Origin of the sequence: Pseudomonas sp. UBA6699, from assembly GCF_002454615.1 — a bacterium.
Taxonomy (GTDB): Bacteria; Pseudomonadota; Gammaproteobacteria; order Pseudomonadales; family Pseudomonadaceae; genus Aquipseudomonas; species Aquipseudomonas juntendi.
The window spans coordinates 20,753-44,997 of sequence record NZ_DKJF01000079.1 but is presented as its reverse complement, the minus strand read 5'-3'; the positions used below and the strand labels follow the sequence as shown (position 1 = coordinate 44,997).

At 63.3% G+C, this 24,245-nt stretch carries 20 protein-coding genes and 3 pseudogenes; 14 read left to right on the top strand and 9 right to left on the bottom strand.

The genetic code is table 11. From position 1 onward, the window contains the following. Positions 1–107: 107 nt before the first annotated feature. On the bottom strand, positions 108–1,370 hold the full coding sequence (locus B3361_RS15205; RefSeq protein ID WP_054906083.1) for a serine hydrolase domain-containing protein: 1,263 nt from the start codon (positions 1,368–1,370) through the stop codon (positions 108–110). Between the two features lie 145 nt (positions 1,371–1,515). Between B3361_RS15205 and B3361_RS15200 the strand changes: the two genes are divergently transcribed. After that, a complete protein-coding gene (locus B3361_RS15200) occupies positions 1,516–2,127 on the top strand; it encodes a TetR/AcrR family transcriptional regulator (RefSeq protein ID WP_033690910.1) in 612 nt (203 codons plus the stop codon). 263 nt (positions 2,128–2,390) lie between these two features. Here the strand turns inward: B3361_RS15200 and B3361_RS15195 are convergent. Continuing rightward, positions 2,391–2,770, bottom strand: a pseudogene (locus B3361_RS15195) (DEAD/DEAH box helicase); the annotation flags it as partial. 116 nt (positions 2,771–2,886) lie between these two features. On the opposite strand from B3361_RS15195, the gene B3361_RS15190 reads away from it, so the two are divergent. Beyond that, positions 2,887–3,306 carry a hypothetical protein gene (locus B3361_RS15190; RefSeq protein ID WP_009685412.1) on the top strand — a complete coding sequence of 140 codons (420 nt, stop codon included), beginning with the start codon at positions 2,887–2,889 and terminating at the stop codon, positions 3,304–3,306. Between the two features lie 21 nt (positions 3,307–3,327). After that, entirely contained in the window at positions 3,328–4,200 is an 873-nt protein-coding gene (locus tag B3361_RS15185) for a cation diffusion facilitator family transporter (protein WP_054905925.1), read from the top strand. Between the two features lie 13 nt (positions 4,201–4,213). Here the strand turns inward: B3361_RS15185 and B3361_RS15180 are convergent. Next, positions 4,214–4,937 (bottom strand): annotated as a pseudogene (locus B3361_RS15180) (DUF6515 family protein). Positions 4,938–5,332: 395 nt separating this feature from the next. Between B3361_RS15180 and B3361_RS15175 the strand changes: the two are divergent. Together B3361_RS15175 and B3361_RS15170 are read left to right on the top strand one after the other, a co-directional pair. Beyond that, positions 5,333–5,809 (top strand): Lrp/AsnC family transcriptional regulator, encoded by a 477-nt coding sequence (locus B3361_RS15175; protein WP_054905923.1) that lies wholly within the window; start codon positions 5,333–5,335, stop codon positions 5,807–5,809. 54 nt (positions 5,810–5,863) lie between these two features. Continuing rightward, the gene (locus B3361_RS15170) at positions 5,864–6,067 is read left to right on the top strand and encodes a DUF2788 domain-containing protein (protein WP_003249787.1); all 204 of its coding nucleotides are present in this window, start codon (positions 5,864–5,866) and stop codon (positions 6,065–6,067) included. A 153-nt stretch (positions 6,068–6,220) separates the two neighbouring features. Here B3361_RS15170 and B3361_RS15165 read toward each other — a convergent pair whose 3' ends face one another. The 4 genes from B3361_RS15165 to B3361_RS15150 form a co-directional block, all read right to left on the bottom strand. Continuing rightward, positions 6,221–6,859 (bottom strand): pseudouridine synthase, encoded by a 639-nt coding sequence (locus B3361_RS15165; protein ID WP_286920269.1) that lies wholly within the window; start codon positions 6,857–6,859, stop codon positions 6,221–6,223. A gap of 6 nt (positions 6,860–6,865) precedes the next feature. After that, positions 6,866–8,329 carry an AMP nucleosidase gene (amn, locus tag B3361_RS15160; protein ID WP_009685408.1) on the bottom strand — a complete coding sequence of 488 codons (1,464 nt, stop codon included), beginning with the start codon at positions 8,327–8,329 and terminating at the stop codon, positions 6,866–6,868. A 174-nt stretch (positions 8,330–8,503) separates the two neighbouring features. Then, the gene (locus tag B3361_RS15155) at positions 8,504–10,156 is read right to left on the bottom strand and encodes an acyl-CoA dehydrogenase family protein (protein ID WP_054905921.1); all 1,653 of its coding nucleotides are present in this window, start codon (positions 10,154–10,156) and stop codon (positions 8,504–8,506) included. A 145-nt stretch (positions 10,157–10,301) separates the two neighbouring features. Further along, entirely contained in the window at positions 10,302–12,290 is a 1,989-nt protein-coding gene (locus B3361_RS15150) for a sensor histidine kinase (RefSeq protein ID WP_054905920.1), read from the bottom strand. A 265-nt stretch (positions 12,291–12,555) separates the two neighbouring features. Here B3361_RS15150 and B3361_RS15145 point away from each other — a divergent pair, with 265 nt between their 5' ends. The 8 genes from B3361_RS15145 (at position 12,556) to lnt (ending at position 20,022) form a co-directional block, all read left to right on the top strand. Then, entirely contained in the window at positions 12,556–13,353 is a 798-nt protein-coding gene (locus B3361_RS15145) for a hydroxymethylpyrimidine/phosphomethylpyrimidine kinase (RefSeq protein WP_029884760.1), read from the top strand. A gap of 13 nt (positions 13,354–13,366) precedes the next feature. After that, the gene (gene thiE / locus B3361_RS15140) at positions 13,367–13,990 is read left to right on the top strand and encodes a thiamine phosphate synthase (RefSeq protein ID WP_054905919.1); all 624 of its coding nucleotides are present in this window, start codon (positions 13,367–13,369) and stop codon (positions 13,988–13,990) included. Between the two features lie 14 nt (positions 13,991–14,004). Beyond that, positions 14,005–15,288, top strand: coding sequence for a glutamate-1-semialdehyde 2,1-aminomutase (hemL, locus tag B3361_RS15135; RefSeq protein ID WP_009685400.1), 1,284 nt, complete (start codon positions 14,005–14,007; stop codon positions 15,286–15,288). 195 nt (positions 15,289–15,483) lie between these two features. After that, a complete protein-coding gene (locus tag B3361_RS15130) occupies positions 15,484–16,029 on the top strand; it encodes a tetratricopeptide repeat protein (protein WP_054905917.1) in 546 nt (181 codons plus the stop codon). A gap of 137 nt (positions 16,030–16,166) precedes the next feature. Beyond that, entirely contained in the window at positions 16,167–17,165 is a 999-nt protein-coding gene (locus B3361_RS15125; protein WP_009685398.1) for a PhoH family protein, read from the top strand. After that, complete coding sequence (gene ybeY / locus B3361_RS15120) at positions 17,158–17,631, top strand: rRNA maturation RNase YbeY (protein ID WP_054905916.1); 474 nt, start codon at positions 17,158–17,160, stop codon at positions 17,629–17,631. Before B3361_RS15125 ends, ybeY begins: the two co-directional genes overlap by 8 nt. A gap of 25 nt (positions 17,632–17,656) precedes the next feature. Next, positions 17,657–18,496 (top strand): HlyC/CorC family transporter, encoded by an 840-nt coding sequence (locus B3361_RS15115; RefSeq protein ID WP_009685396.1) that lies wholly within the window; start codon positions 17,657–17,659, stop codon positions 18,494–18,496. A gap of 8 nt (positions 18,497–18,504) precedes the next feature. Next, the gene (lnt, locus tag B3361_RS15110) at positions 18,505–20,022 is read left to right on the top strand and encodes an apolipoprotein N-acyltransferase (protein ID WP_009685395.1); all 1,518 of its coding nucleotides are present in this window, start codon (positions 18,505–18,507) and stop codon (positions 20,020–20,022) included. A 152-nt stretch (positions 20,023–20,174) separates the two neighbouring features. On the opposite strand, the pseudogene B3361_RS15105 reads toward lnt, so the two are convergent. Next, a pseudogene (locus tag B3361_RS15105) lies at positions 20,175–20,935 on the bottom strand (YdcF family protein). A gap of 135 nt (positions 20,936–21,070) precedes the next feature. Next, entirely contained in the window at positions 21,071–21,385 is a 315-nt protein-coding gene (locus B3361_RS15100) for a hypothetical protein (protein WP_009685393.1), read from the bottom strand. Positions 21,386–21,612: 227 nt separating this feature from the next. Between B3361_RS15100 and leuS the strand changes: the two genes are divergently transcribed. After that, positions 21,613–24,219: a leucine--tRNA ligase gene (gene leuS, locus B3361_RS15095; protein WP_054905914.1), complete on the top strand. Its 2,607-nt coding sequence runs from the start codon at positions 21,613–21,615 to the stop codon at positions 24,217–24,219. The last annotated feature ends 26 nt before the right edge of the window (positions 24,220–24,245 follow it).

Here is a 24,245-nt window from a genome sequence, read left to right as displayed (position 1 = left end):
GTGATGCTCCTGTGCATTGTTTTTGTATTACAGGGCAGTTGGGCGGCAAATCATGCCGCCGAAACCTGCTAAAGCAGGAGGATGCGACCGCATCCTTTAATTATTTTTTAAACACTCAAATGCATTGCAATAGCGCGTAGCATCCGCACGCTATCCGCATCTAGGTCGGTAACAGCTTCAGGTAGGGAGGATTGCTTGACGATTACTGTCCTAGAGGGAATATCCACAAACAGGTACTGCCCATGGATACCACCTGCCATGATGGCTTGACTGTGGTCGTTGAAGACATACCACTGGCTGCGATACGACGCCCCCGGCGTCCACTCGGAGAACTCTTCGTTCGCAGCGTAGATAGCAGGGTCAGCGCCACGAAGCACTCGCTCGATCGCGCTCTGAGAAATGAGCTGTTCACCATTGCGGTTGCCGCCATCGAGAATCAACTGACCAAAGCGGGCCATGTCACGCAAGGTCGCGTTGAAGCCGGCACCAGCCACACTGCGCCCCCAAGGGTCAGCCATAAAATAGCCATCGCGCTCGCAGCTGAGCTTGCCCCACACGCGCTCAAGATGCTCCGAACAAGACAGACCGCTTGCTCGCTCCATCACCCACGCTAACGCCTCAGTCGTTGCAGTCACGTAGTGGAAAAACCCACCGTGCTCACCCAATTTTCGCAACGAGGGGATGTACTGGTACAGCGACTCATAGCGCGAAAACTCAGTCGGCGCCGGCTGAAATCCGCAGGCGTAGCCATATTGAGAGCTTTCCGAAGCAGGATCGTCATAGACCTCGCTGTAGTCGATGCCTACCGCCATGTCGAACAGTTGCTGCACGGTTGCGTCTGCGAAGGCACCGTCGCCAAACTCAGGAACATAGGTCTTGGCCAGAGCCTCCGGGTTCAAAATGCCCGACGACACTAAGTCTTCACCGATCATGCCGATCAACGATTTGGTAACGGAGAACATGATGTGCCGGTCGCTGCGCTGCTGACCATTGAAGTACTCCTCGTGCATAACCTCGCCGTTACGCACCACGATGAAGGCGTCGGTTTTGCTCGCCTGCAGGTGCTCAGCAACCGTCACCGACTCGCCGATCACGCTTTCGAACGCCAAGCCACCCAGTGATCCGGGAGCACATTTCCACTCACTGGGAGCACCGTTCCCAGCTTTGACATCGATGGTTGGGCGCAGGCGTGCAAGATTTCTGAAAGCCCAGCGGTTGTAGGGTGGACGCATCCAGTTATCCCAGGTCACCCGGGCATCTGGAGTGGCTGGGAACCCTTGCATCAGAGAGACTGAAAGTCCACCGCTGATGACCGCTTGCTTGGCCTTACGGTACTGCTCGGCCAGATGATCAATCTTGTTATCGTTCATGACGCTGTCCCGAAAAATGACTCTGCGGTTCGTGCAGATGCCCTAAAGATTTATTACGAACAAAAACTTTAGTCAACTAAAACATTTTATTGGGATCACCTTCTCTGGTAGGCTGCATTCGACTGTGGACAACCGGATAGCGCAAGTGAGTGGATTACGTGAACGACAGATGGAGCTGCGCCGCCAGGCCATCTCCGAGGCGGCCATCGAATTGTTCAGAGATCAGGGGTATGCGCAGACGTCTATTGACCAGATAGCGAAGCTCGCCGGGGTGTCGTCACCTACCGTTTTCAAGTACTACCCGAGCAAGCAGGAGATCCTGCTGGGGTTGCTTCAGGAGGCTGATCAGCGCGCAGTGCTCGACCTGCGGGAGGTCATGCACCAGTTCGAAGACCCGGTGGATCTGCTGTGCCACCTGGAATCGCTTCTGATCAGCTACAGCCTCAAAGTCTTACCTGCCCCCATTTGGGCTGAGCTGCTGCCACTGGTGCTGAGCGGTGGAGTCGGGCTGCCTGACTCGTACCATCAAATGAACCACAAGCTGCAGGGAGAGATTGCAAATGTGCTCAGGGCGCTTCAGGAGGCAGGCAAGCTCAGGGCGGATCTGGACGTCGAGTTGGCCGCGTTCCTCTTGAACGACTATTCCCATGTCCAGCTGATGAGGCTAGTCAAAGCGACGGATCCAGATCGCGAGGAACACAACAGCAATGTCCGGCGAATCACCTCATTGCTATTCCATGGGATGAAGGCTGGCTAGGCATTGGCTTCGTGAGAGGTTGCTGGAGCGGAGCAGCGCTCGTGCGGCAATGAAGAACCTCCCGTGGCACCTACCGGAGGTGGGATTAAAGACCCTCGCCGAGGGTTGGTCTGGAATGGAAAAGCTGCAGGGTCGGGCTCAGCTTGACTGCATCACCTGATACACCACTTAGGTGCTCGATGAGGAGCAGAGCAAAGAAAGGGCAGCAAGGCTCAAATCTTGGTTTGACAAGAAATATGCGTTTCCGGGGATTGTGGCAAAACGTGGTATTCGTCGAAAATCAGCAAGCCCACCCCTTCCAGTGCCGGGTCGGCTTGCAGGCGGCGGGTAAGAATACCTTCGGTGACCACTTCGATACGGGTGCCGGGGCCTACCTTGCTGTCCAGGCGGATGCGGTAGCCCACGGTTTGCCCAACCTGCTCACCCAGCTCACTGGCCAGCCGCTCGGCCGCGGCGCGGGCGGCCAGGCGCCGGGGTTCCAGCATGAGAATGGTCTGCCCGGCCAGCCATGGCTCGTGCAACAACGCCAGCGGCACACGGGCGGTCTTGCCCGCCCCCGGGGCGCCTCGAGCACCGCTTCGTCGCGGGTTTGCAAGGCTTGGCGCAAAGCGGGCAAGGCCGCATCAATGGGTAATGAAATCATGGTGGTCCTCGAACAGTCTGGCGAGTATAACGGCGAACCCAGCCTGCCCTATCATGGTCTTAGCATCTGGCGCAGGCGCTTCGCTTGCCCTGCTGAATACCCTTTCGGAGATTGTCATGCGCATCCCAACCCGCGCCATCGGTGGCGCACTCGTGGTTACCCTGCTGACCCAACTGACCGCCTGCGGCACCATTTTCTACCCGGACCGTCGCGGCCAGATCGGTGGCAAGATCGACCCGGTGGTTGCCGCCATGGACGCTATCGGCATCCTCTTCTACGTGATCCCCGGGCTGATCGCCTTCGGCATCGACTTCGCCACCGGCGCCATCTACTACCCAGGCGGCCACACCGCCCAGGTCGACCCGGCAAAACTGCAACAGGCCGTCAGCCCGGATGGCAAGGTCGACAACCTGAAACTGCAGGCCATTCTTGAAACCGAACTGGGCCAGCGCCTGCCGCTTGACGACCCGCGGCTTATCCAGCACCGCGGCAGTGTCGAGCAATTGGCCAGCCTTGGCCTGGTGCCAGCAGCCTGAACCACAAGGACCTGACCACGGATGATAACCACCCCGGCTGAACACCAGCGCCTGTTGCGCCTGGCCACCCGCGCCTCGGTGGCGGTGGCCGGCATCCTGGTAGTGAGCAAGGCGCTGGCCTGGTGGCTGAGCGGCTCGGTCAGCCTGCTGGCCGGGCTCACCGACTCGGCACTGGACGCCGTCGCCTCGTTCCTCAACCTGCTGGCCGTGCACTACGCCCTGCGCCCGGCTGATGACGACCACCGCTTCGGGCATGGCAAAGCCGAAGCCCTGGCCGGCATGGCGCAGGCGCTGTTCATCGGCGTCAGTGCCGTATTGATCGGCGTGCAGGCGGTCGAGCGCCTGCATACGCCACAACCCTTGGGTGATACCAGCATTGGTATCGCAGTGATGCTGCTGTCACTGGTGCTGACGGTCGCCCTGCTGGCCTTCCAGTACAAGGTCATCCGCCTGACCGGCTCCACGGCGATCCGCGCCGACTCGCTGCACTACCGTTCGGACCTGCTGCTCAATAGCAGCATCCTGCTGGCGCTGTTACTGGCCCGTTTCGGCTGGCCGCAGCTGGATGCGCTGTTCGGCCTGGGCATTGCCCTCTACATCCTGTGGAGCGCGCTGCAGATCGCGCGCGAGAGTATCGCCATCCTGATGGACAAGGAGCTGCCCGGCGATGTGGGCGAGGAAATGGCCGCGCTGGTGTTGGCCATTCCCGGGGTCAAAGGCGTGCACGACCTGCGTACGCGGCTGTCGGGCAACCAGTGGTTCGTACAACTGCACCTGGATTTGCCCGGGCAGTTGCCGCTGCATGATGCCCATGAGCTGTGCGTGGAGGCCTCGCGGGTGATCCGCCAGCGTTATCCGCAAGCGGATGTGATGGTGCATGCCGACCCGGTCTGAACCTGCGCGAGGGTCAGTTGACGCTGTACCCTCGGCCGCTGAAGCAGGCCCCCAGTGCGCGTTGGTAATTGCTGAGCACATTCGGCGGCGGCGCGTAAGTCGCGGTGGCGGGGTCGAAGCCTGACTGGCTGACCGCCCAGCGGTGGCACTGGTAACGGTCCTGCTCCTGTTGCTCCGGGCCTTGGCCATACATCGGGTACGCCACCCACGTCATAGCCGCCCGCAACCGGCGGTGGCGGCGCGGGCGGCGGCGCCACTGCCGGCGGGTTGACCACCACATATTCCTGGCTGTCTGCCAGGTACTGGTAGTAGGTATCGGCAACCAGGAAGAACAACGCCCCACCCACCCACACTTCCCGTGCATACGGCGGCAGGTAATTGACCCGCACCCCATAAGGCGGGGTGACCACGATGTAATTGCCGCCATGCGGGCGGTACCAGTAACCGCCGGAGTAGAAGTAGTCATGGCCGCGATAGGGCACTGTCCAGTAGCGGTCAGGGAAACGATCGACCGTGTGCCCAGGGCGGTACTGCGGCCCCGGCCCCCAGCCATTGCCATGGCGGCGGGGAATATCCTGGTAGTAGCCCTGCCGGGGCGGCTGGGTCTGGCGCACTTCGTCGCGGGCGTTCAGCGGCCGACCGGGCCCAGGGTCGCCGGGCCCTTCGGCCAGCGCTCCAAGGCTGATGCCCAACCCCAGCAAACCAACACCTGCCAACTGCCAGATGCGCGACGTCATGGTATTCCTCTCGGTAGGTAAACTGCAGCAGGCAGCCAGTCTACCGTGCTCTTCAGACCGGCCTATTAAAATTACCGACATGAAAAAAGGGAGGCCGCAGGGCCTCCCTTCAGGAATTGTCGTCCGTGCTCGGCACTTGTGGCGCCGGCTCACCTCACAGCGTCTTCTGGAAGCTGTGTAGCCCGGGGGCCTGCGGATCCGGTTGGATGGCTGGCCGCGACCGCCCGCCTAGGGCGCGTCGCCGTGGACTGATGTCCGGGCAGTGATTCTGTTGATAAAGATACCGGACAGCTGGCAGCAGCGGATTGCGAAGATTGCTCATATAAATAGTACTTGCGCAATTTTTCACCCTGGAATGATAATTCGCCGCAATCCGAACAGAAAAGGCAAATGCCATGAGCAAACTCGACCGCTATGACCTGAGCATCCTCGCCGAATTGCAGCGCGATGCGCGCATTTCCAACCAGGAATTGGCCGAGCGCATCGGCTTGTCGCCTTCGCCATGCTCGCGTCGGGTCAAGCAGCTGGAGGACGACGGCTACATCTCCCGCCAGGTCGCCCTGCTCGACCGCAAGAAGCTGGGTCTGAGCCTGACCGCCTACGTGCTGATCGGCATGGACCGGCACACGCCGGAGCGCTTCGAGACCTTCGAGGCCGCTATCCGCAACCTGCCACAGGTATTGGAATGCAGCCTGGTCACCGGCATGGATGCCGACTACCAGTTGAAGGTGGTGGTGGCCGACATGGACCACTATCAGAAACTGCTGCTCGGCAGCCTGACCCGCATCGAAGGCGTCACCAGCGTGCGTTCGAGTTTCGTGCTGAACCAGGTGCTGGCCAGCACCGAGCTGCCATTGACCCACCTTCGGTAATTGCCCGCGCCTGCGGGCGTATACTCGAGCGCTCAAACTGCCTGGAGAACACCGATGGATCCCGCCGTATTCGAAGAGTGGATGATGATCATCCTGGTTACCGTGCTGATCGGTTTCATGGGTTTCATCGTCTGGGACCTGGCGAAAAAGTCCAAGGCGGGCAAGTTCGGTACGCTGATCCTGTTCTTCGTGCTGGGGCTGGGGGTGCTGGCCTTTATCATCAAGAGCGTGGTGGTGGGGTTTCTTGAAGGGGTTTAGGGCTTGGGAATGCGGGGAGCGCTTTGCGCTCCATCGCGACACAAGGCCGCTCCTACAGGGGTCGCACAAAGCGGGGATCGCGACCCAAGGCATGGTTTTGCGCGGTTCTGTAGGAGCGGCCTTGTGTCGCGATGGGCCGCAAAGCGGCCCCCACTAGCGCTGCAATTTTGCCGGAACCTCCCGCCAGCACCCCTGCTCCAACCCCTCCAGCGCCCAGTCACCAATGCGTACCCGCACCAGGCGCAAGGTCGGCAACCCCACCGCTGTCGTCATGCGCCGCACCTGGCGGTTACGCCCTTCACGAATCACCAGCTCCAGCCAGCTGGTCGGCACGCTCTTGCGAAAACGCACCGGCGGGTTGCGCGGCCACAACGCGGGCTCGGCCAGGCGCCGCGCCTCGGCCGGCAAGGTCGGCCCATCGTTCAGTTCCACGCCGTCACGCAAACGCTGCAACTGCTCGTCGCTCGGCTCACCTTCCACCTGCACCCAGTAGGTCTTGGCCAGCTTGTGCTTAGGGTCGGCAATCCGCGCTTGTAGCCCGCCATCGTTGGTCAGCAACAGCAAGCCTTCACTGTCACGGTCCAGCCGCCCGGCCGGGTATACGCCCGGGATGTCGATGAAGTCCTTGAGCGTCGCCCGCCCTTCGCCGTCACTGAACTGGGTCAGCACGTCGAACGGTTTGTTGAACAGGATCAGGCGGGGCTCGGCCGGCGGCGCCTTGGCCTGGCGACGCGGGCCGGCGGCAGGCCGCGCCTGGGGGCGGCGCGGCTTGTTACGGGGTGGCAGTGACATGGATCCTCAGCGGAACGGCGGCTCATCGAAGCTGCGCAGTTTACGCGAGTGCAACGAGTTGAGCTCGGTGCGCAGCAGGTCGAGGGCGGCAATGCCGATCTTCAGGTGCTGGCTGACCGCCCGGTTATAGAAGGCGTTGGCCGAACCTGGCAGCTTGATCTCGCTGTGCAGCGGTTTGTCGGACACGCACAGCAAGGTGCCGTACGGTACCCGCAAGCGGTAGCCCTGGGCGGCAATGGTGCCGCTTTCCATATCTACCGCCACGGCACGTGAAAGGTTGATCAGCGGCCGCTCCTGGGCCCAGCGCAGCTCCCAGTTACGGTCATCGTAGGTCAGCACGGTGCCGGTGCGCAGGCGCTTCTTCAACTGTTCGCCACGCTCTCCGGTCACTTGCGCAGCCGCTTCCTGCAGCGCCAACTGCACTTCGGCCAGGGCCGGGATCGGAATGTTCGGCGGCACCACGCGGTCGAGAATGCCGTCGCGGCGCATGTAGGCGTGTGCCAGAACATAGTCGCCAATGGTCTGCGACTGGCGCAGGCCGCCGCAGTGGCCAATCATCAACCAGCAATGCGGGCGCAACACCGCCAGATGGTCGGTGATGTTCTTCGCATTCGACGGGCCGACGCCGATGTTGACCAAGGTGATGCCGTCACCGTCGGCGGCGATCAGGTGGTAGGCCGGCATCTGGTAACGGTGCCAGACCACGCTGGCAACCAGCGCCTGGGCTTCGCCATGGTCCATGCCCTTTTCGATGGCCACGTTGCCCGGCAGCACCATGCGCACGAAACGCGGGTCGTCACGCAACTGCTCCAGGCCATGGCTGATGAACTGGTCGACATAGCGGTGGTAGTTGGTCAGCAGGATCCACGGCTGCATGTGGCGCCAGTCGCTGCCGGTGTAATGCACCAGGCGGCGCAGCGAGAAGTCGACGCGTGCGGCATCGAACAGTGCCAGCGGCAACACGTCGGCATGATCCCAGTCGTACAGGCCGTCGGCGATATTGTCGGTGGCGGCCGACAGGTCGGTGCTGGGGAACACCCGCGCCAACTGCGCGGCGGTGATGCCGCTGCCGGCCAGTTCGTCACCCTGGTCGACCACATAGGGGTAAGGGATATTCTGTTCGCTGACGCCCACTTCTACGGTAACGGTGTAGTCGTGCATCAGCGGGCGCAGCTGCTCTAGCAGATAACCACGGAACGCCGCGGGCTGGGTGACAGTGACGCTGTAGGTGCCGGCCACCTGCACCTTGGCATAGGCGCGCGTGGTGGCGGCGACTTCGCCATGGCTGTAGTAGGTCAGGCGCAGGGCCGGGTAGCGGAACAGGTCGCGCTGCTCGGCGTCGGGTTCGGTGCGGTCTTTCAGATAACGCTTGAGCGCAAGGCTTAGGGCACCGGTGGCTTGTTCATGCAGGGCCGCCAGACGATCGACGGCCTGTTCGGGGGTATCAACGACTACAAAAGCGTGGCTCACACTGTGCTTCCTGTCTGGACATGCATGTGAACCATCTTGCCTGCCTTCTTGGCTAAATACATCCCCATTGATCGGTGCTGGATTCTTCGCGGGCGCGCCCGCTCCCACAGGTACGGCACCGCCCGGGACATCCATGAAGATCTTGGGAGCGGGCATGCCCGCGAACAAGCCGAATCAATTCGCCCAGGCTGGCGTCGCCCGCGCCACCAATGCCTGCACATCCACACCGCGCGGCAACGCCCCATACACCCGGCCGCCGCCCGCCAACCGGCTGCCAATGAACGCATCACTCACCAACGCATTGCCCGCCTCCAGCAACAGCTTGGCCTGCAACGCCAGGGCAATGTCCTCGGTCAACTGCCGCGCGCGGTACTGCATGTCGCCAGTATCGGCAAACGCCCCCTTGAGGTTGCCGATATGCGCCGCCAAACGTGGGTCGCCATGCCCATCGCCCAGCTCGGCGAACAAGGCATCGAGCACCCCCGGTTCCTTGGACAAGGCCCGCAGCACATCCAGGCACTGCACATTGCCCGAGCCTTCCCACGTCGAGTTCACCGGTGCTTCGCGGTACAGCCGGGGCAGGATGCTGTCTTCCACATAACCGGCACCGCCCAGGCATTCGGCGGCTTCGTTGATCATGGCCGGCGCACGCTTGCAGATCCAGTACTTGCCCACTGCCGTCACCAGGCGGGCGAAGTGCGCCTGCTGCGGGTCTTCGAGCTGCTCCAGCGCCTGCCCCATGCGCAGGCTGAGGGCGAGCGCAGCCTCGCTCTCCAGGGCCAGGTCGGCAAGCACGTTCTGCATCAGCGGCTGCTCATTCAACACGCGCCCACCGACCTTGCGGTACGCGCAGTGGTGGGTAGCCTGGGTCAGCGCCTGGCGCATCAGCGCACTGGAGCCGACCATGCAATCGAAGCGGGTCATGGCGACCATTTCGATGATGGTCGGCACACCACGGCCTTCTTCGCCGATCATCCACGCCAACGCCCCGCGAAACTCCACCTCGCTGGAGGCGTTCGAGCTGTTGCCCAGCTTGTTCTTCAGGCGCTGGATATAGAACTGGTTGCGGCTGTCATCCGGGCGGTGGCGCGGCAGCAGGAAACAACTCAGCCCCTTTTCGGTTTGTGCCAGGGTAAGGAAGGCATCGCACATCGGCGCCGAACAGAACCACTTGTGGCCGACCAGCTCGTAGGCCTGACCCGGGCCCGGCGCCCCGACCGGGTAGGCCCGGGTGGTGTTGGCCCGCACATCGGTGCCGCCCTGTTTTTCGGTCATGGCCATACCCAGGGTGACACCGGCCTTGTGCCGGTCGCCGACATTGCGCGGGTCATACTCGCAGGCGAGGATTTTCGGTAGCCAGTACTCGGCCAGCTCGGGTTGCAAGCGCAGGGCTGGCACGGCGGCGAAGGTCATGGTCAACGGGCAGCCGCTGCCGGCTTCGGCCTGGCTGTGCAGGTAGGTCATGGATGCCCGTGCCACATGCGCCCCGGGGCGCGGCTCGGCCCATGGCAGCGACGGCAGGCCGTGCTCGATCGCGGTGCGCATCAGTTCGTGGTAGGCCGGATGGAACTCGACCAGGTCGATGCGATGGCCGTAGCGGTCGTGGCTGCTGAATTCGGGTTTGTGGGCGTTGGCCAGAAAGCCAGCCTGCATCAGCGGCCCCCCGGCCAGGGCGCCGTAGGCATCGATCCGCGACTGCGCCCAGCCCGCGCCGAAACGCCGCGACCACTCCTGGAGTGGCAGGTCGAGGCGGTAAAGGTTGGCACCGTCTAGCGACGGTGGCTGGTTGGTAACTTCGTGGGTTTCAGCGTACTGGTGCAGGTTCATCGGGGGCTCCTGGATCCGGGTAGGCTTGAAAAACCCAGTGAAGCACTGCCTGCGGGGTTGGCAAAGTGGCATTCGTGACTAAAGGTGTGGTGGTGGGGGCATGGGGTGTAGATGCAGCGCCTGCGAGATCGAGCGCCGCCCCCCCTCAAACCGAACGACGCTTCTGCAAGATACCCACCGGCACCTGCCCCTGCGAAACCGCCATATTCAAACTCAACTCAAACCGGCTCCCCAACCCGCGCGTCGACTCATGCGCCAACCGCGCCCCCAGCAACTCGCCCATCTGCCGGCAGATCGACAGCCCGATCCCCAACCCGCCATAGCGGCGGGTCATCGAGCCATCTACCTGGAAGAACCGCTGATACAACGTCGCCTGGTCCAGGTCATCGAAGCCGATACCGCTGTCGCTGACAGTGAAGGTCAGCGCCATGTCATCCGGCCCCACCCGGCGCCCGCGCACCTGGATCACCACGCCGCCCTGATGGGTGAACTTCAACCCGTTATCCACCAGGCATCCCAGGCAACGCGCCAGCTTGGGCCCGTCACCCAGTAACCCATCCGGCAAATCGGCCGGGATATCCAGGCTCAGGTACAGGCCCTTGGCCAATGCCTGGCCGGCATAACCGGCGCGCAGGCTCTGCAACAAAGTACGCAGGCTGAACGGCGCCGGCTGCGCCCGCAGGCGCCCCGCTTGCAGCTCGGACAGCGTAAGGATGGCATCGACCATGTCCATCATGCCTTGCGCCGAACCGACCGCTGTACGGTGGTACTGGGCCATCTCGCCTTCCATCGGCAAGGTATGCATCAACTCCAGCGAGCCAATCACCCCGTTCATCGGCGTGCGCAGTTCATGGGTCACACTGGCCAGAAATTCGTCCTTCAACCGGTTGCTCCTGGCCAACTGCAGATTCAGTTGTTCCAGCGTACGGCCGGTTTCACGCAAGACCTGCGCCTGCTGCTCGCGCAGGATGTTGATGCGGTCGGCCAGCGCCAGCGACAGCAGCGCCACCTCCAGTGCCGAACCCAGCTGGCTGGCATACATGGTGATGAACACGTTCGGCAGGTAGCCCAGCACCATCAGGGTGTTCACCAGGCCACCAAGCAGGAACGCCGTCCAGGCAATGATGAACCAACGCGCCAGGCGCAACCCGCGCCACCAGGCATACAGCCCGGCGCTGAACACGCTGACGGTGAACAGCAGCGCCAGCAGGGTGGCCATGCGCAGCGCCACCCCATAGGTCATGCTCACGGCCAGCACCATGACCGCCACGCCCCCCAGCATCAACAGCTGCAATAGCCGATCGAAGCCCCGGCTGATACTGCCAAGCTGCAGGAAGTGGCGGGCGAACTGGCAGGCGAACAGCGCGGCAGCACCGATGCTCAGCGGTGTCGCGGCATTCGCCCACCAGGGACTGTCTGGCCAGAAGTAGGCAACACCGGCGCCATTCACCGACACCTGGTAAAGGCCGAACGAGGCGATATAGAGGATGTAGTAGAGGTAGCTGACGTCGCGCACGCTGAGGTAGATGAACAGGTTGTACACCAGCATCACCAGCAGCACGCCATAAATCATGCCCAGCACATACAGGCGGGTCGGTTGCGCCTCGATGTAGGCCTCGGGGGCCCATAGCGCCAGCGGCGCCTGCACCGAGCCCTGGCTGTGCAGCCGCAGGTAAGCGGTAGTCACCTGGCCGGGCGGCAGCTGCAGTTCGAACAGATAATTGCTCTGGCGCACTTGCCGGCTGTCGTAGGGCAAGGCATCGCCGGTGCGCTGGGCCAGGCGGTAGCCGCCATTGCCATCGGCCAGGTACAGCTCCAGATGATCCAGGGGCGGGTAGGCCAGTTCCAGCAGCCACTGCCGGGGCGCAGCACCGGGCGCCGCAACCGGGCGCAACTCGACCTTGAGCCAGAACACCGAAGTGGAATAACCGGCGTTCAGCACCTCATCTGGGTGGGGGCGGAAGTACCTGGCGAAGTCCGGGGCGCTGACTTGGGCGATGCTGCTACTGCCATCCGGGTCCTCATAAACCTGCATGACCTTGCCCAGCGGCAGGTGCCGGGTAGCCTCGTCGAAATCGACTGCGCCGGCCAGCACGGGCAGCATCCCCAGAAGCACAATCAGCAAATAGCGCATACAGCCCCAGCCTGGTCTGTGCAGTCGCGTCGCGGTTGCCTCCCATCCGTTTGAGACGACGTGATCCAGCAGAGTCCGTTTGTCGAGTTATCCAAGCACTCTAGCATAGCTGTAACCGCTGGCAATCTGCCATGCCAAAACGCGAACAAAGGCTTCTAAATCAATAGTTTGATGGAAGTTGCAAGCCATAAGCTGACCATTCGATCAGTAAATCCGGTTTGTCGGACGATTCTCCCAAACAGGTTTGGTGGTAAGCTCGCCGACCATGAATACCTACAGCTCCCGCCCCGTTGTCCTCTGTCTCTCCGGCCACGACCCAAGTGGCGGCGCCGGCCTGCAGGCAGATATCGAAGCCCTGCTCGCCCAAGGCTGTCACGCTGCACCCGCCGTGACTGCCCTGACCGTGCAGGATACCGTCAATGTTTCCGACTTCCGGGTACTCGACCGCGAGTGGGTGCTGGCCCAGGCTAACGCCGTACTGGCCGACTCCACGGTTGCCGCGGTCAAGCTGGGCATGCTTGGCTCGATCGACATGGTCGACACCGTGGCCGAGCTGCTGGCCGCCCACCCGCACCTGCCGCTGGTCTGCGACCCGGTGCTGCGCGCCGGCGGCGGCGGCCGCCTGGGCAAGGATGAAGTAGGCTATGCCCTGCGCGAACGCCTGCTGCCGCTGGCGACCATCGCCACGCCAAACCTGCCTGAAGCGCGCATTCTCGCCGAACTGCCCGAGGGCAGCGCCGATGCGTGTGCCGAGAAGCTCTTGCCGTTCTGCAAGCACCTGCTGATTACCGGCGGGCACGGCGACGAAGACGAAATCCACAACCGCCTGTACACCCAGAACGGCCAGCAATACACCTGGACCTGCCAGCGCCTGCCAGGCAGCTACCACGGCTCGGGGTGCACCCTGGCCAGCGCCCTGGCCGGCCGCCTGGCCTTGGGCGAGCAGCTGGAAAGTGCCGTACGCAGCGCCCTCGACTACACCTGGCGCACCCTCCGTGACGCCGAGCAGCTGGGCAAAGGCCAGTACGTGCCGCGCCGCCTGCCCCTGGACTTCTGCGCTTGAAACGAGGCCTTCCATGAAGCTACGTGGCCTGTATGCCATTACCGACAGTCAACTGCTTGCCAGCCGTTTCCTGTCTTATGTCGAAGCGGCGCTGGAAGGCGGCGTGTGCCTGCTGCAATACCGCGACAAAAGCGACGACGCAGCGCGCCGGCTGCGTGAAGCCGAAGCGCTGATGAAGCTGTGCGAGCGCTATGGCACGCGGCTGCTGATCAACGACGACGCCGAACTGGCCGCGCGCCTGGGCGTCGGCGTGCACCTGGGCCAGACCGACGGCCCGCTGACCCCGGCCCGGGCCCTGCTCGGCCGCCAGGCGATCATCGGTTCCACCTGCCACGCCAGCCTCACGCTGGCCGCCCAGGCCGCCAAGGAAGGTGCCAGCTACGTGGCCTTCGGCCGCTTCTTCAACTCCGTGACCAAGCCCGGCGCGCCTGCCGCCAGTATCGAGCTGCTGGAGCAGGCTCGCGCCCAGGTCAAGCTGCCGATCGCGGTGATCGGCGGCATTACCCTCGACAACGCCGCCCCGCTGGTCGCCCATGGCGCCGACCTGCTGGCGGTGATCCACGGCCTGTTCGGTGCCGACAGCGCGCAGGAAGTTACCCGCCGCGCCCGCGCCTTCAACGCCTTGTTCGCATCCTGATTCGAGAGATTCCCATGTCCCGTTCCGAAGCCCTGTTCGCCCAAGCCCAGAAGCACATCCCCGGCGGCGTCAACTCGCCGGTCCGCGCTTTCAAGAGCGTTGGCGGTACGCCGCTGTTCTTCAAGCATGCCGAGGGCGCCTACGTCGTTGACGAGGACGACAAGCGCTATGTCGATTACGTCGGCTCCTGGGGCCCGATGATCCTCGGCCACGGCCACCCCGAGGTGCTGGAGTCGGTGCGCAGGCAGCTGCAGCACGGGCTGTCCTACGGTGCGCCAACGGCCATGGAAACCGAAATGGCCGACCTGGTCTGCTCGATCGTGCCGTCGATGGAAATGGTGCGCATGGTCAGCTCGGGCACCGAAGCCACCATGAGCGCCATCCGCCTGGCCCGTGGCTACACCGGCCGCGATGCCATCATCAAGTTCGAAGGCTGCTACCACGGTCACTCGGACAGCCTGCTGGTTAAAGCCGGCTCCGGCCTGCTGACCCAGGGCGTCCCCAGCTCGGCGGGCGTGCCAGCCGACTTCGCCAAGCACACCCTGACCCTGCCGTTCAACGACATCGCTGCCGTCGAGAAGACCCTGGCCGAAGTTGGCCAGACCGTGGCCTGCATCATTGTCGAGCCAGTGGCCGGCAACATGAACTGCGTGCCACCGGCCCCGGGCTTCCTTGAGGGGCTGCGCGAGCAGTGCGACAAGCATGGCGTGGTGCTGATCTTCGACGAAGTGATGACTGGCTTCCGCGTTTCCCTGGGTGGCGCCCAGGGCCATTACGGCATCACCCCGGACCTGTCCACCTTCGGCAAGATCGTCGGCGGCGGCATGCCGGTTGGCTGCTTCGGCGGCAAGCGTGAAATCATGGGCTGCATCGCCCCGCTGGGCCCGGTCTACCAGGCCGGCACGTTGTCGGGTAACCCGCTGGCCATGGCCGCCGGCCTGACCACCCTGAAGCTGATCAGCCGCCCCGGCTTCCACGCCGAGCTTACCGACTACACCAGCCGCATGCTCGACGGCCTGCAACAGCGCGCCGATGCCGCCGGGGTGCCGTTCGTCACCACCCAGGCCGGTGCCATGTTCGGCCTGTACTTCAGCGGTGCCGACGATATCGTCACCTTCGATGACGTGATGGCCAGCGATGCCGAGCGCTTCAAGCGCTTCTTCCACCTGATGCTCGACGGTGGCGTGTACCTGGCACCGAGCGCGTTCGAGGCAGGCTTCACCTCCATCGCCCATGGCGACAAGGAGTTGCAGATCACCCTGGATGCGGCTGAAAAGGCGTTTGCTGCCCTGAAGTGATGCTTTGCCTGTACCGGGATCTTCGCGGGCTCACCCGCAAAGAGGCCGGTACAGGCAACGATTATTCATGCACAATCAGCTGACTTCCCCAACCAAGCAGAAATTCGAGTAAAACTTTGTAAGGTTGGCGCTGCTTATCCCATAATGTGCCACCAGAGACATTGGCCGCAGCTTCGCAGAGGTAAGTCGATCCCCATGAACCGCACCGGCCGCGCCCTGACCCTGGGCTGCCTGTTGCTTCTTCAGCCCCTGCTGGCCCTGGCGGAGGGCGGTAACTCGTTGCTCATTCCGGCAACGGGGCGCTGCACCTTGAACGTTCAGCCTGAAGACCTGGCAAACGCCCTCAAGGCCTGCGAGCAGACCGCCAGCGCGGGGGACGCCCAGGCGCAGTTCGAACTGGGCGAGTACTACTACACGCAAACCCCCAAGAACCTGAACAAAGCCCTGGACTGGTTCCAGAAAGCCTCGCTGCAAGGCCAGGCCGATGCCCAGTATCGCCTGGGGTCCATGTTCTTCCATGGCGAAGGGGTCAAGGCCAACAATGTGCAGGCGTACATCCTGCTGAAAATGGCCGCGGTCAACGGTGCCGAAGACGCGCTGGACATGGCCGACGAAGTCACCGAGCAAATGCCTCGCGACGACCTGGAGCATGCCACCCAGGTGCTCGGCCAGATTTTCCGCAAATACCTGCTGGAACTGCAGAACGCCGAAGGGCGCACGCCGTTCTCACCGTTGCCCTGACCGCCAGTACGCCAGCATGGGTACACGCGCCTTGTGCAGGGCGAACATACCCTTGATCGTTTCAGTGCTTTCGCCACTGCCATTCAAGGGTTATTCTTGAGTTCAACTCCATTGCCGTCGAGCGGCTAAAAACGACCTTGAACGCACCCATAGAACCCCATCGTTTCATCCTCGAACCTTTCGAGGCCAACCGTTTCGCCAACTTGTGCGGCCAGTTCGACGAGCACCTGCGCCTGATCGAACAGCGCCTGGCCATCGAAATCCGCAACCGTGGCAATCAGTTCGAACTGATCGGCGAACCCAAGACAACCTCTGCGGCCGAACAGCTGCTGCGCCGTCTCTACCGTGAGACCAAGGCCACTGACCTGTCGCCGGAAACCGTGCACCTGTACCTGCAGGAGTCGGCCGTCGAGCACATCGACAACCCGGCCGTCAACGAAGTCAGCGTGTCGCTGCGCACCCGCAAGGGCAATATTCGCCCGCGCGGTCTGAACCAGCAGCGCTACGTCAAGGAAATCCTCGCCAACGACATCAACTTCGGCATCGGCCCGGCCGGTACCGGCAAGACGTATCTGGCAGTGGCCTGCGCCGTGGATGCACTGGAGCGCGAGCAGGTGCGCCGTATCCTGCTGGTACGCCCGGCGGTCGAGGCAGGCGAAAAGCTTGGCTTCCTGCCTGGCGACCTGGCGCAGAAGATCGACCCGTACCTGCGCCCGCTGTATGACGCCTTGTACGAAATGCTCGGCTTCGAGCACGTGGCCAAGCTGATCGAGCGCCAGGTCATCGAGATCGCCCCGCTGGCATACATGCGCGGCCGCACCCTGAACAACAGCTTCATCATCCTCGACGAAAGCCAGAACACCACGCTCGAGCAGATGAAGATGTTCCTGACCCGTATTGGCTTCGGCTCTACCGCGGTGATCACCGGCGACATCACCCAGGTCGACCTGCCTCGTGGCACCAAGTCGGGCCTGGCACACGTCATCGAAGTATTGCGGGACGTGCCGGGTATCAGTTTCACCCACTTCCAGCCCAAAGACGTGGTTCGTCATCCACTGGTGCAGCGTATCGTCGAAGCCTATGACCGCTTCGATGCCCGCCAGGCCAAGCCTGAGGCACCCGGCAAAGATGCTTGAACTCGACATTCAACGGGCCACCGATGCCGCTGCCCCGGGCGACGATGACTTCCGCCGTTGGTGTGAGCTGGCCTTGCGCCAGCGCAGCGCCGACTCGGAAATGACCATTCGCCTGGTCGACGAAGCCGAAGGCCGTGAGCTGAACCACACCTACCGGCACAGGGACTACGCGACCAACGTGCTGTCGTTCCCTGCCGATGTACCCGATGACCTGCTCGATATCCCACTACTGGGCGACCTGGTCATCTGCGGGGCGGTGGTGGAGCGCGAAGCGGCCGAACAAGGCAAGGCGCTGAACGCGCATTGGGCCCACCTGGTCATCCACGGCTGCCTGCACCTGCTTGGCTACGACCACATCGACGATGAGGAAGCCGAGGAGATGGAAGGCCTGGAACGAGAATTGCTGGCAGAACTGGGTCACCCCGACCCCTATGCCGATGATGAAACCGACACCCTCACATACTGATACACGAAGGATCACGAGAACCGCCATGAGCGAAGATCGATCGAGCAACGGGCAGAAGTCCTGGCTGGGTAAACTGACCCAGGCTTTTGCCCATGAGCCGAAAAACCGCCAGGAGCTGCTGGAGCTGCTGCGCGAAGCCCATCAGAACAAACTGCTGGACAGCGAGGCGCTGACCATTGTCGAAGGCGCCATCCAGGTCGCCGACCTGCAGGTGCGCGACATCATGGTCCCGCGCTCGCAGATGATCAGCATCAAGGCCAGCCAGTCGCCGCGCGAATTCCTGCCGGCGGTGATCGACGCCGCGCACTCGCGCTACCCGGTGATCGGCGAAAGCCACGACGATGTGCTCGGGATCCTGCTCGCCAAGGACCTGCTGCCGCTCATCCTCAAAGAGAACGGCGACAGCTTCAATATCAAGGACCTGCTGCGCCCGGCCACCTTCGTGCCCGAGTCCAAGCGCCTGAACGTGCTGTTGCGCGAGTTCCGTGCCAACCACAACCACATGGCCGTGGTCATCGACGAATATGGCGGCGTGGCCGGCCTGGTCACCATCGAGGATGTGCTGGAGCAGATCGTTGGCGATATCGAGGACGAGCACGATGTCGAGGAAGACAGCTACATCAAGCCGCTGCCCAGCGGTGACTTCCTGGTCAAGGCGCTGACCCCGATCGAAAACTTCAACGAGTTCTTCGACAGCGAGTTCTCCGATGACGAGTTCGACACCGTCGGCGGCCTGGTGATGAGTGCCTTTGGCCACCTGCCCAAGCGTAACGAAACCACCGAGATCGGCGCCTACAAGTTCCGTATTCTCAACGCCGACAGCCGGCGGATACACTTGCTGCGCCTGACCCCGATCAACCGTTAAGGACAAACATGCGTTGGATCACCCGCCCCGGCTGGCCCGGTAACCTGCTGGCCCTGGCGGCCGGCGCATCCACCCTCCTGGCCCTGGCACCGTTCGATATCTGGCCGCTGGCCTTGCTATCGATCGCCCTGCTCTACCTGGGCCTGCGCGAGCTCAGCCCGCGCCAGGCCATGTGGCGTGGCTGGTGGTTCGGGTTTGGCCTGTACGGCGCGGGCACCTGGTGGATCTACGTCAGCATGACCACCTACGGCGGCGCCTCGCCGTTGCTGGCGATCGTGCTGTTGTTGGCATTTTTTGCCGCCCTGGCATGGTTCTTCGCCCTGCCCACCTGGTTGTGGGCGCGCTGGTTGCGGCGCAACGAAGCGCCGCTGGCCGACGCCTTGTGTTTCGCCGCCCTGTGGCTGCTGCAGGAAGCTTTCCGCGGCTGGTTCCTGACCGGTTTTCCCTGGCTCTACGCCGGCTACAGCCAGCTCGACGGGCCGTTGGCAGGCCTTGCCCCGCTGGGTGGCGTATGGCTGGTTTCCTTCGCCCTGGCCCTCACTGCCGCCCTGCTGTGCAACCTGCACCGCCTGCGCGCGCGCCCTTCGTTCCTGGCCATTGCCGCGGTGCTGTTGCTGGCGCCCTGGGCCCTGGGCCTGGCACTCAAAGGCCATGCCTGGACCAAGCCGGCTGGCGACCCGCTGAAAGTGGCGGCCATACAGGGCAACGTCGAACAGGACCTGAAATGGGACCCGGCGCACATCGATGCACAACTGGCGCTGTACCGTGACCTGAGCTTCAGTTCCAAGCCAGTGGACCTGCTGGTGTGGCCCGAAACCGCGGTGCCGGTGCTCAAGGACCAGGCCCAGGGCTACATCGATGTGATGGGCCGCTTTGCCGCCGAACGGCATTCGGCGCTGATCACCGGCGTACCGGTGCGCGAAGAGGTGCATCACCAGCGCCGCTACTACAACGGTATCACGGTGGCCGGCGAAGGCGATGGCACCTACCTCAAGCAGAAACTGGTGCCGTTTGGCGAGTATGTGCCGCTGCAGGACATGCTGCGTGGCGCCATCGAGTTCTTCAACCTGCCCATGTCGGACTTTGCCCGCGGCCCGGAAGACCAGCCACTGCTGCAGGCCAAGGGTTACCAGATTGCCCCGTACATCTGCTACGAAGTGGTCTACCCGGAATTCGCTGCAGGGCTGGCGGCGCGTAGCGACCTGCTGCTGACCATCAGCAACGACACCTGGTTCGGCACCTCGATCGGCCCGCTGCAGCACCTGCAGATGGCGCAGATGCGTGCGTTGGAAGCCGGCCGCTGGATGATCCGCGCCACCAACAATGGTGTAACCGCGCTGATCGACCCGTTCGGCCGTATCACCACGCAGGTACCACAATTCCAGCAGGCGGTGATGTATGGCGAAGTGGTGCCGATGCAGCAGCTCACGCCTTACCTGCAATGGCGTTCGTGGCCGCTGGCGATTGTCTGCGTGCTGCTGCTGGGCTGGGCATTGCTGGCCGGGCGCATAGCCAAAACTGTCTAACCGGCATTACACGGTCCCTGTAGGAGCGGCCTTGCGTCGCGATGGGCTGCAAAGCAGCCCCGGCAATCTTGAGATAGAGCTGAGATCCGGGGCTGCTGCGCAGCCCGTCGCGACACAAGGCCGCTCCTACAAGAAACCGCGCAAACCTGAATTCAATAGAACACCCGGTACCCCACCAGCCCCACCACCTCATTAAGTAACTGCCCGCTCTGCCACATCGCCCGGCCTTCCGGCAGCAACCCGCCGAACGGCCGCGCATGCTCGCGCCCAAGGAACCCCACCGGCGCCGGCACCACCTCGAACCCCGCCTGTTCAAAGCTCCAGCGCGAGCGCTGCATGTGCCAGGCCTGGGTGACCACCACCACACGGCGAATCCCCAGCGGCTGCAGCACCTTGGCCGACAGCTGGGCGTTCTCCCAGGTCGTGCGGCTGGCCTCTTCGCGCCACCTCACCTCGACCGCAAAATCCTCACGCAGGTGATCGGCCATCAACCGCGCCTCACTCGGCGGCGTGCCATAGTGCAGCCCGCCACTGGTCAGCACCGGCAAACCGGAGGCCTTGGCCAGCCGCGCAGCAAACCGCATGCGCTCCAGCGCCGTGGCCGTGGGCTGGTCACTGCCGCCCCAGGCCGGGTCACCACGTTCACGGCCCGCGCCCAGCACCACGATGGCGTCTGCCCGCCCTGCCAGGCCCGCCCAGTCGCCCACTGCCAGTGGCGGCTCGGTCTCCAGCACGCGGGCCGTTTCCTGCACCACCAGGGCAAGCTCATCAGCCACAAGCCACCCAGCCCCACCCCAAAACACAGCGCCGCCAGCCGTGGCCGGCGCGCACGCCACCACCATGCGGCAAGCAGCAACAGGAACAAGATGCCCGGCGGCATCAGCCATTGCTTGATGAAAAATCGTATGGGCATCGGCCACACCTCCTTGGCAGGCGTGCAGCCTAAAAGGATCGGCACCGGTCAACAAGGTAGGGCCGGTGCCGATCGAAAGCTGTATGAATGATGAATGACCGTGGCGCGATGGCCTGCGCCGGGCGCCCTGAACGACTAGCGCTGGCGCAGCGTTCTGGAACTGGCCGCGGTGGCAGCGCGCTTCTGGTCCTTGAGCCAGATAATCTTGGCTGATGCCGGCTCCGCTTGTGGGTAACTGCCGACAGCAGCATTACGGCGCCCCGGAAGGGCTTCCAGGTAGGCCTTGATCACTTCGAACTCTGCGTGGCTGAGGCCACGCAACTCCAGCTCGGCTGGCATCTCGTCGCGCAATCGCACAGAGGTCCTGGCGCTTTCGAGTGCCAGGCCAAGCCGGTCGATCAGGCGCTCGTAAAGCTCCGGTCTGATTGCGGGTAGCTGCGTCTCTCCCATCCGTTCACCTCATTGAAGATAAGAATATCTCCCCCCACACCAGAGCTTAGCGTCGTTGCAAAAAGCAGCCGGGCGCAGCGACCAGCGGCCATTCGCAACGAAGGTTTCCCACGATACGCAGCGCTGCTGTATGCTACGGCGTTCACTCTAAATGACACCGGAGTGCCGGACGCAGCGAGGTTCCGCTGCCTGGAACAAGGTCTCTTCCCTCTCAGCAAAAAGTAGCCATGCACGAACAATACACGCCCCGTGATATCGAAGCCGCCGCCCAGAACTTCTGGGACGAGCAACAATCGTTCGCTGTTACCGAACAGCCAGGCAAGGACACCTACTACTGCCTGTCGATGTTCCCGTACCCGAGCGGCAAGCTACACATGGGCCACGTGCGCAACTACACCATCGGTGACGTGATTGCCCGCTACCAGCGCATGCTGGGCAAGAACGTGCTGCAGCCGATGGGCTGGGACGCTTTCGGCATGCCCGCGGAAAACGCGGCGATGAAGAACAACGTCGCCCCGGCCAAGTGGACGTACGAAAACATCGAGTACATGAAGACCCAGCTCAAGAGCCTGGGCCTGGCCATCGACTGGGCACGTGAAGTGACCACCTGCAAGCCTGACTACTACCGTTGGGAGCAGTGGCTGTTCACCCGCCTGTTCGAGAAAGGCATCATCTACCGCAAGAACGGGACCGTGAACTGGGACCCGGCAGACCAGACCGTACTGGCCAACGAGCAGGTCATCGACGGCCGCGGCTGGCGTTCCGGCGCGCTGATCGAAAAGCGCGAAATCCCGATGTACTACTTCCGCATCACCGACTACGCCGACGAGCTGCTGGAAAGCCTCGACGAACTGCCGGGCTGGCCTGAGCAGGTCAAGACCATGCAGCGCAACTGGATCGGCAAGTCACGCGGCATGGAAGTCCAGTTCCCCTACGACCAGGCCAGCATCGGCCACGCCGGCACGCTCAAGGTCTTCACCACCCGCCCCGACACGCTGATGGGTGCCACCTACGTCGCCGTCGCCGCCGAGCACCCGCTGGCCACCCAGGCTGCCCAGGGCAACCCGGCGCTGCAGGCGTTCATCGAAGAATGCAAGGCCGGCAGCGTTGCCGAAGCTGACATGGCCACCCAGGAGAAGAAGGGCATGGCCACTTCCCTGCTGGTGGAGCACCCGCTGACGGGCGAGAAGCTGCCGGTCTGGGTCGCCAACTACGTGCTCATGCACTACGGCGATGGCGCGGTAATGGCGGTGCCGGCTCACGACGAGCGCGACTTCGAGTTCGCCCGCAAGTACAACCTGCCGGTCAAGGCCGTAGTACGCACCAGTGCGGGCGATGAAGTCGGCAACGAGTGGCAGGACGCCTATGGCGAGCACGGCCAACTGATCAACTCCGCCGAGTTCGACGGCCTGGACTTTGCCGGCGCCTTCGACGCCATCGAAGCAGCCCTGATCCGCAAGGACCTGGGCAAATCGCGCACCCAGTTCCGCCTGCGCGACTGGGGTATCAGCCGCCAGCGCTACTGGGGCTGCCCGATCCCGATCATCCACTGCCCGTCCTGCGGCGACGTGCCCGTGCCAGAAGACCAGTTGCCGGTGACCCTGCCGGAGAACGTGGTGCCCGATGGTGCCGGCTCGCCACTGGCGCGCATGCCAGAATTCTACGAGTGCAGCTGCCCGAAATGCGGCGCTGCGGCCAAGCGCGAAACCGACACCATGGACACCTTCGTCGAGTCTTCCTGGTATTTCGCCCGCTACGCCTCGCCGAACTACGAAGGTGGCATGGTCGACCCGAAAGCAGCCAACCACTGGCTGCCGGTCGACCAGTACATCGGCGGTATCGAACACGCCATCCTGCACCTGCTGTATGCGCGCTTCTTCCACAAGCTGATGCGTGACGAAGGCCTGGTCACCTCGAACGAGCCGTTCAAGAACCTGCTGACCCAGGGTATGGTCGTGGCCGAAACCTACTACCGCGTTGCCAGCAACGGCGGCAAGGACTGGTTCAACCCGGCCGATGTCGAAATCGAACGCGATGCCAAGGCCAAGATCATTGGCGCACGCCTGAAGACCGACGGCCTGCCGGTGGAAATCGGCGGCACCGAGAAGATGTCCAAGTCGAAGAACAACGGCGTCGATCCCCAGTCGATGATCGACCAGTACGGCGCCGATACCTGCCGCCTGTTCATGATGTTCGCCTCGCCACCTGACGCGAGCCTGGAATGGTCCGACTCCGGCGTCGAAGGCGCCAGCCGCTTCCTGCGCCGCGTCTGGCGCCTGGCCCAGGCACACGTCGCCCAAGGCCTGCCGGGCAAGCTGGATGTCGCCGCCCTGGACGACGCACAGAAGGTCATTCGCCGCGCCATTCACGCCGCCATCAAGCAGGCCAGCACCGACGTCGGCCAGTTCCACAAATTCAACACCGCCATCGCCCAGGTGATGACCGTGATGAACGTGCTGGAAAAAGCCCCGCAAGCCACGGCGCAAGACCGTGCCTTGCTGCACGAAGGCCTGGAAGCCGTGACCCTGCTGCTGGCGCCGATCACCCCGCACATCTCCCACGAGCTGTGGAAGCAGTTGGGCCATGATCAGGCCGTGATCGACGCTGGCTGGCCAGCGGTCGACGAAGCCGCACTGGTGCAGGACACCGTCACCCTGGTGGTGCAGGTCAATGGCAAACTGCGTGGGCAGGTCGAAATGCCGGCCGCCGCCAGCCGCGAAGAAATCGAAGCCGCCGCGCGCAGCAACGAGAACGTCCTGCGCTTCATCGACGGCCTGGCCATTCGCAAGGTCATCGTGGTACCGGGCAAGCTGGTCAACATCGTCGCCAACTGATGGCAACGCCCGCCCGCAGCCACTGC